Raw genomic sequence first — 11,029 nt, 5'->3', positions numbered from 1 at the left:
CCGGAACTACCCGCGCGACGCGCGGCGGGACGGCCCAGGCGCGCCAGCCGGCCTGACGGGCGGTGTGGCGGTGGTGGCGACGCGCCGCGCGCTGCGAGCGCCAAGCCCGATGAGCGCGCGCACCGTCTGGTGTGCCTCGACGGCGTGTCGCAGTGGCTGATCCTGCGCGATCTCGTACTGGTTGCGCCGGCCGTCGCGGCGGCGTGTCAGGTAGCCAGCGCCCTCGAGGTCGGCAATGATGCGCTGGACGGCCCGCTCGGTCACGCCGACCAGGACCGCCACGTCGCGCAGGCGCAAGGCGGGGCTTCTCGCCAGACACAACAGCACGTGCGCGTGGTTCGTCAGGAAGGTCCACCGCGCGGTCCGCGTTTCGTTCTGGCCCATGCCCAGAGAGTACACGTAAAGTTACGTCTTGTAAAACGCGATACCCGTATCGTGTAGAATTAGTCAGATGTCGACATCGCCCGCGTCCGCTCCCGTCCCGACCGTCGACGCCAACACCCTGCGAACGGTTGTCCACTACCTCGCCGATGTCCACGGCGTCGAGGTCAGCCCGACCGCGCTCGATGCGACGGTCAGGCGGCTCGGCCACAGCCGGGGGATGCAGTCGACGATCCAGGCGCTGGCCAGTGAGGCGGGGCTCATCACGACCGCCGTGCGCCGGCCGCTCAGCGAGGTGCTGACCGACGCCGACCCGGCCTATCCGTGGGTGGCGTTGCGGCAGGGCCCCGACGGCCAGGCCGAAGCCATCGCCGTGCTCGCCGCCGCGCGCGGCGGCGCCCTCGTGGCGGTGCCGGGTTCACAGGCACGTGCGGCGCGCTGGAGCATCCGCAGTGTGGTCGAGTGGCTGGGCGTCACCGACGCCGACGTGCCGGTCGAGTGGATCATGACCGAGCCCGCCGCGCCGCTGTCGCCGATGCGATCGCGGGATGGCGCGCCGCCGCTCCATCCGTACGCGCGCCTGCGGGCGCTGCTCGAAGCAGAGCGACGGACCTTGTGGGTCGCCGTCATCTACTCGGTGGTCATCGCCCTGCTGGCGCTGGTCGTGCCGATTGCCGTCCAGTCGCTCGTCAACACGATTGCGTTCGGTTCGGTCCTGCAACCGCTCGTCGTGCTGACGCTCGTGGTGTTCGTGGCCCTGGGCTTCTCGACGGTGATGAACGCGCTGCGCGCCGGCGTCGTCGAGATCATCCAGCGCAGCATCTTCGCCCGGGTCGCCACCGACGTGACGTGGCGGCTGCTGCGGGTGCGCGTCAGCGCCTTCGACCGCTATCACGGTCCGGAACTGGTGAACCGTTTCTTCGACACCATCACCATTCAGAAGTCGGCGGCGCTGCTGCTCATCGATGGCCTGAGCATTCTCATGCAGACGGTCATCGGCATGGTGCTGCTGGCGCTCTACCACCCGTGGCTGCTGGCCTTCGACGTGCTGCTCGTCGTGGCGATGGGCGTCATCATCTTCGTGCTCGGGCGCGGGGCGCTGGCCACGAGCATGAATGAATCGAAGGCGAAGTACGCCCTGGTGGCGTGGCTGGAGCAGCTGGCCGCCCACCTGGTGACGTTCAAGTCGGCCGGCGCGGCCGACTATGCCGTCGAACGCTCACATCGCCTGCTGGAAGACTATCTGGCGTACCGCAAGAAGCACTTCCGCATTCTGGTCAGGCAGATCGTCGGTTCGTTCGCGCTGCAGGCGGTCGCCAGTTCGGCGCTCCTCGGGATCGGCGGCTGGCTGGTCATCAACCGGCAGCTGACGCTCGGCCAGCTCGTGGCCAGCGAACTCATCGTCGCCGGCATGCTGAGCGCGTTCACCAAGTTCGGCAAGCAGCTCGAGGTGTTCTACGACCTGTGCGCGGCAATAGACAAGCTCGGCGTGCTCGTCGATCTGCCGCTCGAACGGATGGGTGGTGCGGCCGAAACGGCGTCGAGCAGCCCGATGACCGTGTCCCTGCGCGACGTCCAGGTGAAGTACGACGACGGCACACGCGCCGCCCTGGCCATTCGCTCGTGGGACATCCCGGCCGGCGCCAGAGTCGGCGTGACCGGGCCGAACGGCGCCGGCAAGAGTACGCTTGCCGACCTGATGTTCGGGCTGCGCGAGCAGGTCACGGGGTCGATCCGGATCGACGGCATTGACGTGCGGTCGCTGCCGCTGCGCAGCCTGCGCCGCGACGTCGCCCTCGTGCGCGCCGTCGAGCTGTTCCCCGGCACCGTGCTCGAAAACCTCCAGCTCGGTCGTGACGACCTGAGCTACGCCGACGTCAGCCGGGCACTCGAAGACGTCGGTCTGCTCGAGGAGCTGCTGGCGCTGCCCAAGGGGCTCGACACCGAACTGCATCCGCACGGGCGGCCGCTGTCGTACCGCCAGGCGTGCCGCCTCATGGTGGCACGCGCCATCGTCGGGCGGCCGCGGCTCATCATCATCGACGGCGCGCTCGACCAGATCGACCGCCGTGAAGACGACCAGCGGCTGGTGTCGGTGTTGTTCGCCGACAGCGCGCCGTGGACACTGGTGTGCGTGACCGATCGCCCGGACCTGCTCGCCGCATGCTCGCGGGTGGTGCTCCTGAAGGATGGCGAGGTCCGCGACGCCGCCAGAGAGGATTTCTCGAGATGAGCGCCCAGGACCCTTCCCCGTCAGGCTGGCAGATGAATCAGCGCCTGGCACTCCACAACGTGCAGGCCCCGCGGTCGGCGCGTCTGCTGGCGCGCCTGCTGGTCGGCCTGCTGGTCGTCGTCATCGTCTTCCTCGTGGTGACGCCGTGGCAGCAGAACATCCCCGGGAGCGGCCGCGTCATCGCCTTCAGTCCCGAAGAACGGCTGCAGCAGGTCGAAGCGGTCATCGACGGACGGATCGTGAAGTGGCATGTCGTCGAAGGCAGCACGGTGCGCCGCGGCGATCCGATCGTCGAACTGACCGACAACGACCCGGCGATTCTCGACCGCCTGGGCGAGGAGCGGAACCAGAACCTGCGGACGATCGAGCAGAGCCAGTCTCGCGCCGGATCGCTCGACGACCGGGTGGCGAGTCTCATCGACACGCTGACGAGCAGCGTGGAGGCCGCGGCGCTGCGGGAGCAGATGGGGCGCGACCGCGTGGTCGCCGCCGAGCAGGGGCTGACGGCGGCGCGGGCCGCCAAGATCACCGCTGACCTGAACATCGACCGGCAGCGGTCGCTGATGACCAAGGGGTTGACATCGACCCGGGGCGTGGAGCTGGCGGAGCTCGAGGCGGCCACACGCACGGCGGAAGTCGAGCGGGCGGTGGCGACGCTCAACGCCGCCCGCAACGAAGCCGCGTCGCTCAAGGCCGAACTGGTCCGCACCCGCGCCGACGCCGACGCCCGCGTGGAGGAGGCCCGCGCCGCCCGCGCCTCGGCCGAGAGCGACGTCGCCAAGTCGCGGGCCGAACTGGCCAAGCTGGATGTGCGCGTGGCCCGTCAGCGCACGCAGCAGGTCACGGCGCCGATCGACGGCACGGTCCTGCGGGTGCTGGCCCGCCAGAGCGGCGAGTTGCTGAAGGCCGGCGCGCCGCTGGCCGTCATCGTCCCGTCGTCCAAGAAGGACGTCGTCGAGCTGTGGGTCGATGGCAACGACATGCCGATGCTGGCGGTGGGCAACCCGGCCAGACTGCAGTTCGAGGGCTGGCCGGCCCTGCAGTTCTCGGGCTGGCCGTCGATCGCGGTCGGCACCTTCGGCGGACGCGTGCTGCTCATCGACCCGACCGATAACGGCAAGGGCAGGTTCCGGGTGCTGGTCGAGCCAGACCCGAACGACGACCCGTGGCCCTCGCGACGCTTTCTGCGGCAGGGCGTCCGCACCAACGGCTGGGTGCTGCTGAACATCGTGCCTATCGGGTACGAGCTGTGGCGGCAGTTCAACGGCTTCCCGCCGGTCGTGGCACTCGACGAACCCTCCGCCACCGGCTTCGATCCTGCCGGCAAGGACTCGGCGGGCGACGATGGTGCCGCGGACAAGGGCGACGAGAAGTGATGCCCCGCCAGTTGCTGCCGTCCGCTCTGATGGTCGCCGCCGTGGTCGCCGCCGCCACGTCCGCCTGGGCGCAGCCGGCGTCGCAGGCGGCCCAGCCGCTGACGCGAACCGAACTGCTCGGCGCGGTCGAACGCGCGCTGCCGCTGCTCGAGCGCGCGCGGCAGGATGTGGCGATCGCCGAAGGCGAACTGCGGGAGGCCCGGGGCGCCTTCGACCTGTCCTTCAAGGCGTCGGCCACCACGGTGCGCGGCTTCTACGACAGCGAACGTGTGTCCGGCAGGCTCGAACAGCCGCTGGCCACGCTTGGCATCACGACCTACGGCGGGTATCGACTCGGCCGCGGCGTCTTCGCCCCGTACGACGGCAAGTCGGGGACGCTCTCGGAAGGCGAGTTCAGCGGCGGGCTGAACCTGCCGTTGCTCCGCAACCGCGCCACCGACGCACGGCGCGCGGCGCAACAGGTGACGGAACTCGGCGTCGAGGTGGCCTCCCGCGGCCTCGACAAAGCCCGTCTCAGCTACTTCAAGCAGGCGCTGTCTGAGTACTGGGACTGGGTCGGCGCCGGCCAGCAGACGCGGGTGGCGCGGGATCTGCTCGCACTGGCCGAGGCGCGTGACCAGCAGCTGGCAGATGCCATCGCGCTCGGGCAGATTCCGCCCGTCGAACGCACCGACAACCGCCGCGCCATTCTGCAACGCCGTTCGGCGCTTTTTCTTGCCGAGCGGCAGTTGCAGATGAAGGCCATCGACCTCTCGCTGTTCCTCCGGGCCATCGACGGCAGCCCCGAACGCCCGGGCGAGCAGCGGCTGCCCGAACTGCCCGGACCGTCAGGACAGACCGAACCGGATGAAGTCGAGTCCATCCGGCGGGCCCTCGAACGGCGACCCGAACTGATGGCGCTGCGTCTGAAACGCCAGCAGCAGGAAGCCGAGCTGCGCCTGGCCGAGAACACGGTGCTGCCAACGCTCGACCTCTTCTCGGAACTGTCGCGCGACGTCGGCAGCGGGCCGGCCAGCCGGGCCGGTGAAGGCTTCGAGGCAGGCGTGATCTTCCAGGTGCCGTTCCAGCGCCGTAAAGCCACGGGCAAGGTTCTGCAGGTGCGCGGCAAACTGGCGACGGTGGATCAAGACCTGCGCTGGGCCGAGGATGAGATACGCGCCGAGGTCCAGGACGCGATAAGCGCCCTGCGCGCTGCCCGCGTGGTGCTCGACGTCGTCACCGAAGAGCTGACGGTGGCCCGCGAACTGGAGTCACTCGAACGCGACCGGTTCACGCTCGGCGACTCCACCCAGTTCCTGGTGAACCTGCGCGAAGTCGCCACCGCCGACGCCGCGCTGCGCGAGGTCCGGGCCCGCGCCGACCAGCAAAAGGCGCTGGTTGCCGTCGAGGCGGCCACCGGACAACTGCTCGACGCCGGCCCCCGCCCGTAGGCCTCGCCGACACGTCGGCGCTCCCGGCCTGCCCCCCCGGCAGAGCCTCGTTTCCTCACCCTGCCCGGGGGCGAGGCGCCCCTGCCGTAGGTGGCGAATCCTTGCACGCCAAGACATCTCATGATAAATAGGCTCGGCTCGACCGGCCTCGTCGGCACTCTGGGGTTCGCGCCCCCCGTGGTGCCGAGGGTGGAGGGCACGCACGGCTCAGGGAGGAGTTCGCTGTCCTGCGGCTCCCCACCGTTCGACCCGTCTCAAGGAGTGTGGCATGGCAAGGCGTCTGAAGGCGTTCTTCGCATGTGTCGCGTTCGCGTTGGCCGTTCCGGCCGTTGCGTTCGCGCAGAGTTCGTTCACGGGCACGGTCAAGGACACGAGTGGCGCGGTGTTGCCGGGCGTGACAGTCGAAGCGGCCAGTCCGGTGCTCATCGAAGGCAGCAAATCCGACATCACTGACGCGAACGGGCAGTACCGCCTGGTCGACCTGCGTCCCGGCGTCTACACGGTGAGCTTCACGCTCCCCGGCTTCAAGACCACGCGGCAGGAAAAAGTGGAACTGCGCGCCGACTTCACCGGCACACTGAACGCCACCCTCGAAGTGGGCGAACTGCAGGAGGCCATCACGGTCACCGGCGCCTCGCCCACCGTCGACGTCTCGAGCAACGCGAAGGTCGAAGTCATGACCGCCGAAATCCTCGAGCAGGTGCCGACGGGCCGCTCGATTCAGGCGCTGGCGCAGCTCGTGAGCGGCGTCTCGCTGAACGTGCCCGACGTCGGCGGCTCACGCGGCATGCAGCAGACCTACATGTCGACGCGCGGTCTCACCTCTGCCAACAACATCGTGACGGTCGATGGCCTGATGGTGAACGGCCTCGACGGCGACGGCGCCGTGCAGCAGTACTTCAACCAGGCGATGATGGAAGAGATGTCGTATCAGACCAGCGGTGCTGGTGCTGATGTGTCGCCCGGCGGCGTCCGCATGAACATCGTGCCCAAGGACGGCGGCAACCGCTTCGCCGGCAACTTCTTCGGGTCGTGGAACGACAAGGCGCTCCAGAGCAAGAACCTGACCGACGACATCGTCGCGCGCGGTCTGCGCACCGGCGGCGGCGTCGACCGCATCTACGACTTCAACCTGGCCATCGGTGGTCCGATCAAGAAGGACAAGCTGTGGTTCTTCACCTCGGGCCGCATGTGGGCGGTGGACGCCCCGGTGCAGGACGTGCTGGTCGTGCCCGATGGCATCCCTTACCGCACCGGCATCGCCCAGTGCCGCAGTGGTGCCATCGCCTGCGAAACCGGCATCGACGACCAGAGCATCGAGAGCGCCATGCTTCGTCTGACCTGGCAGATCACGCCGAAGCACAAATTCGGCGTCTATTACGACGAGATCAACAAGTTCCGCGGCCACGGCATGAACTCCGGCGACGACTACAACACGGCGTCGCAGATATGGACCTCGCCCAAGTACAACTCTTTCGCGGCCAAGTACACCGGCACGCTCAGCAACCAGTTGCTGGCCGAGGCCGGCTACTCGTTCAACTACGAGCAGTACGTCATCACCAACCAACCCGGCGTGAACAAGGCGCCGTTCACGCCCGAGTGGTACGCGGGCGCCAGCCGGCGCGACCAGAACGTCGTGGCGCTCACGAGCGGGCTCGCCAACTGGGGCGGTCGCTACCCCGATCGCTTCAACATGCTCGGCGCCCTCAGCTACATCACCGGGTCTCACAACGTGAAGGCCGGCGTGCAGTACAACTTCGGCCCCTACGTCAACACGCGTGAGACCAACGCCGACCTGCAGCAGGTCTACGCCGGCACGGCGGCGGCGCCGTTCACCAACCCGGTCTCGGTGACGGTCTACAACACGCCGCTGCGCTTCAAGGAGCGGCTGGTCGCCGACGTCGGCGTCTTCGTGCAGGACTCCTGGGCCCTGAAGCGTTTCACGATCAACACCGGCCTGCGCTGGGAGTATCTGGCGCACGAGGTGTCAGAACAGGCCTCGGGTAACGGCCGCTTCGTCGATGCCCGCCAGTTCGACGCGATCCCGATGCCCACGTGGAAGGACTTCGCGCCGCGCATCGGTGTGATCTACGACGTGTTCGGCAACTCCAAGACGGCTCTCAAGGCGAGCTTCAACCGCTACAACGAGTCGCGGACGACGCAGTTCGCCACCAAGTACAACCCGCTGGCGCTGACGACGGCGAGCCTGACGTGGCAGGATCTCAACGGCGACGACATCGCCCAGGGCGAACGCGGCTGCACGTTCCTCACGCCTGGCTGCGAGATCAACCTGGGCCAGCTGCCCGCCAACTTCGGCACGCGCTCGCTGGCTACGGTGGACCCCGACTTCCAGCGCACCTACAACCTCGAGTTCACGACCGGCATCCAGCACGAGCTGCTGCCGCGTGTCTCGGTGGCCGCCACCTACTACCGCCGGCAGTTCTACGACCTGCCGGTGAGCGACAACCTGCTGCGCACCAGGGAGAGCTACCGCGCGGTCGATGTGGTGAGCCCGCTCGACGGCTCGATCTTCCAGGCGTACACGCTGCTGACCCCGGAGCTGCTGCGGGCCGTGCAGGACTTCGACACCAACGCCGGGTCCGACCGCAAGCAGATCTACAACGGCGCCGACTTCACCTTCAACGCCCGGCTGCCGCGCGGCGGCACGCTCTTCGGCGGCTTCACGATCGAACGCACGCTGCGGGTGACGTGCGACGAGCCGGACGACCCGAACTTCCTCCGCTTCTGCGACGACCGCGAGAACGACATCCCGTGGCTCCCGCAGTTCAAGTTCGCCGGCACCTACCCGCTCGTGTGGGGCATCCAGGCCAGCGCGTCGTTCCAGAGCATGAACGGCCGACCGATCGGCGGCTTCAGCGGCACCACGGCCGCCGCGGACCGCAACCGCATCGTCGGGCCGGGATACGGCGACGTCGGCAGCCCCATCGGCACGCGGTGGCTCATCAACCGCGGCCAGACCTACCCGGCCAACTGCCTGGCCCCGTGCACACCGGGGGCCGTGATCATCCCAGGGATGCAGGAAGCGCAGCTGATCCTGCCGCTCAGGCCCGGCGGCCAGGAACTGCTCGACCGCATCAACCAGCTCGATTTCTCGCTGGCCAAGTGGTTCGACGTCGGTGCGAACCGCCGCGTGCAGTTGCAGCTCGACGCCTTCAACATCACGAACGCGAATCCCGTGCTCGGTATTCGCTCGGTGAACTTCGGCACGGCGGCGTACAACCAGGTGAACAGCATCCTCAACCCGCGTATTCTCCGCCTCGGCGTGCAGATGAAGTTCTAGCGACAGACGCCGCAGCATCCCCGGGCGCCGTGTGGGGAAGCCCCCCGCGCGGCGCCCGTGTCACGTACGCTGGAGCCGGCGCGCCGGCCGTGCGATCGCGCCTACAATACCGGCATGGAATGGCTGAACTACCACCATCTGCTGTACTTCTGGACGGTCGTCCGGGAAGGCAGCATCTCGAAGGCCGCCGTCCACCTCCGCCTGGCCCAGCCTACGGTCAGCGCCCAGGTACGACAGTTCGAACACGCGCTCGGCGAAACGCTGCTGGAACGGCGCGGCCGCCAGGTGGCGGTGACCGAAGTCGGACGGCTCGTCTACCGCTACGCGGATGAAATCTTTGGACTGGGCCGCGAGCTGCAGGAGACGCTCAAGGGCCGGCCAACGGGACGGGCACCGCGCCTGCGGGTGGGCGTCGCCAACGCGGTGCCGAAGCTCATCGTCTACCGCCTGCTGCGGCCGGCCATCGAGGGCGAGACGCCCATCCACGTGATGTGCCACGAAGGTCAGCCCGAGGTGCTGGTGGCGCAACTGGCGACGCACACGCTCGATGTCGTCATCAGCGACATGCCGGCCCCGGCCAATGCCAACGTCAAGGTGTTCTCGCATCTGCTCGGCGAGTCGGACACCTCGTTCTTCGCCACGCCGGAACTGGCCAGGCGGCTGAAGCGCGGCTTCCCGCAGTCGCTGCACCAGGCGCCGATGCTGCTGCCGATGCCGGCCACCGAACTGCGGCGCACGCTCGATCAGTGGTTCCAGTCGCTGCGCATCTTGCCGGCCATCGTCGGCGAGTTCGAGGACTCAGCGCTGCTCAAGGCCTTCGGCGAGTCGGGACGCGCGGTGTTTCCCGCACCATCGGCGATCGCGCCCGAAGTCTGCCGGCACTACGGCGTGACGGTGGTGGGCGAAACGCCGGCGGTGCGCGAGCGCTACTACGCGATCTCCGCCGAGCGGCGCGTGACACACCCCGGCGTCGTGGCGCTCTCGGCCACCGCGCGCGTGGACCTGTTCGCGGCTCACCACGCCGCCAGCGCACGGCGCACTCAGCGCCCGCGGGCGCGCACGAAGGCGTCGTAGTCGGCGGGCGTGTCGATGTCGGCGAGCACGCCGGGGTCGTCCACGGTCACATCGACCAGGGCGGCGCTCCAGCGCGCGATGACGGCCTTGGCCCCCACCTCGAGGGGCGCGTGGCGCAGATCGGCGAACGTCACGCGGTCGAAGATCACCGGATGCCCGTGACGGTCGCCGATGGCCGGACGCACGATCGGCGCCCGCGTGTGCTCCCAGGTCTCGATGAGCCGGCGTACCGTGGCCGGCCGCACGAGAGGACAATCGACGAGCGCGACGATCATCGCCTCGAGTGCCGGGACGTCGATGGCGTCGAGCCCGGCGCGCAGGGACGACAGCTGACCGGCGGCCCACCCGGCATGCACGACCACGCGCACGTCCTCCAGGCCCGCCACGGCCGCGGTGACGGCCTCGGGGTGTGCTCCCGCCACCACGGTCACGCCGGCGACGCCGGACGCTCTCAACGCCTCTACGGCCGCAGCCGCGAAGGTCAGGCCATCGGGCGACACCCGCAGCCCGGCCTTGGGGGACCCCATCCGTGTGGAGGCACCGGCCGCGAGGAGGATGGCACGCAACATGTTGCGTATCGTGCCATGTCTGCCGTGTGCTGCTGGCCTTGACTTGCCCAGTGGCCGTGCCTACACTGCCCGAACCTTCCGGGTCAGCGCCACGGCCCGTCAGGGGGCCGATCGCACCTGATGATCCGGCTGGTATAGCCGGGCCCCGCGTTGGACAATTACGGGTGACGCGAGCCCGCGTTCAATTCGGAGGGCACCGACATGCAGCAGGGAACAATCGCTCGGCTCTTGATCGACAAGGGCTTTGGATTCATCCGCGACGAAGCCGGACTGGAACATTTCTTCCACCGCAGCGCCGTGCGCGGCGCGGTGTTCGAACTGCTGCGCGAAGGTCAGCGCGTGGAGTTCGTGACCGAAGAGTCGCAGAAGGGTCCGCGGGCCGCCGACGTGCGGCTCATCGAGAACTGATCGCCGTTCGCTCGCCTTGCCCGGCCTCCGTCTCAGCGAGGCCGGGGTCCTTCCCCTCCCCACTCAGCCTGCGCGTCGTCGCTGCACGCACCCGGCGTGTGCCCGCGAGCGCGAGTCGTGCCCGGCCAGGCGAGCCCGAAGGGCGACGCCGCCGCGCGTGACTCCCAGACGCGTCGGCGCCAACCGCGCAGGCGTGAGGCGCACACTCCGGAGTCGTGCCCGACACGCGAGGCCGCAGGCCGACGCGTGAGTGCCTG

The 11,029-nt window shown here is 68.8% G+C and carries 8 protein-coding genes; 6 read left to right on the top strand and 2 right to left on the bottom strand.

Annotated features, from left to right (window positions below; all coding sequences use genetic code 11):
- Positions 1–6 precede the first annotated feature (6 nt).
- Positions 7–384, bottom strand: coding sequence for a MarR family transcriptional regulator (locus Q0C41_RS26175; protein WP_291989008.1), 378 nt, complete (start codon positions 382–384; stop codon positions 7–9).
- A 67-nt stretch (positions 385–451) separates the two neighbouring features.
- Between Q0C41_RS26175 and Q0C41_RS26170 the strand changes: the two genes are divergently transcribed.
- From Q0C41_RS26170 to nhaR, 5 genes are all read left to right on the top strand, one after another.
- Positions 452–2,614 carry an ATP-binding cassette domain-containing protein gene (locus tag Q0C41_RS26170; RefSeq protein WP_291989006.1) on the top strand — a complete coding sequence of 721 codons (2,163 nt, stop codon included), beginning with the start codon at positions 452–454 and terminating at the stop codon, positions 2,612–2,614.
- A 32-nt stretch (positions 2,615–2,646) separates the two neighbouring features.
- Positions 2,647–3,990 carry an HlyD family efflux transporter periplasmic adaptor subunit gene (locus Q0C41_RS26165; protein WP_291989003.1) on the top strand — a complete coding sequence of 448 codons (1,344 nt, stop codon included), beginning with the start codon at positions 2,647–2,649 and terminating at the stop codon, positions 3,988–3,990.
- Positions 3,991–4,031: 41 nt separating this feature from the next.
- Positions 4,032–5,420 (top strand): TolC family protein, encoded by a 1,389-nt coding sequence (locus Q0C41_RS26160; RefSeq protein WP_291989001.1) that lies wholly within the window; start codon positions 4,032–4,034, stop codon positions 5,418–5,420.
- Positions 5,421–5,688: 268 nt separating this feature from the next.
- A complete protein-coding gene (locus tag Q0C41_RS26155) occupies positions 5,689–8,721 on the top strand; it encodes a TonB-dependent receptor (RefSeq protein ID WP_291988999.1) in 3,033 nt (1,010 codons plus the stop codon).
- A 114-nt stretch (positions 8,722–8,835) separates the two neighbouring features.
- Entirely contained in the window at positions 8,836–9,795 is a 960-nt protein-coding gene (gene nhaR / locus Q0C41_RS26150) for a transcriptional activator NhaR (RefSeq protein WP_291988998.1), read from the top strand.
- Here the strand turns inward: nhaR and Q0C41_RS26145 are convergent.
- Complete coding sequence (locus Q0C41_RS26145) at positions 9,762–10,364, bottom strand: nucleotidyltransferase family protein (RefSeq protein ID WP_291988996.1); 603 nt, start codon at positions 10,362–10,364, stop codon at positions 9,762–9,764. The genes nhaR and Q0C41_RS26145 overlap by 34 nt on opposite strands.
- Positions 10,365–10,565: 201 nt before the next feature.
- Between Q0C41_RS26145 and Q0C41_RS26140 the strand changes: the two genes are divergently transcribed.
- A complete protein-coding gene (locus Q0C41_RS26140; protein ID WP_291988994.1) occupies positions 10,566–10,772 on the top strand; it encodes a cold-shock protein in 207 nt (68 codons plus the stop codon).
- Positions 10,773–11,029 lie beyond the last annotated feature (257 nt).

It is taken from the genome of Luteitalea sp. (assembly GCF_022842525.1).
In the GTDB taxonomy this organism is placed as follows: domain Bacteria; phylum Acidobacteriota; class Vicinamibacteria; order Vicinamibacterales; family Vicinamibacteraceae; genus Luteitalea.
The sequence above is the reverse complement of the archived record's forward strand: the minus strand, read 5'-3'. Positions and strand labels throughout refer to the sequence as shown.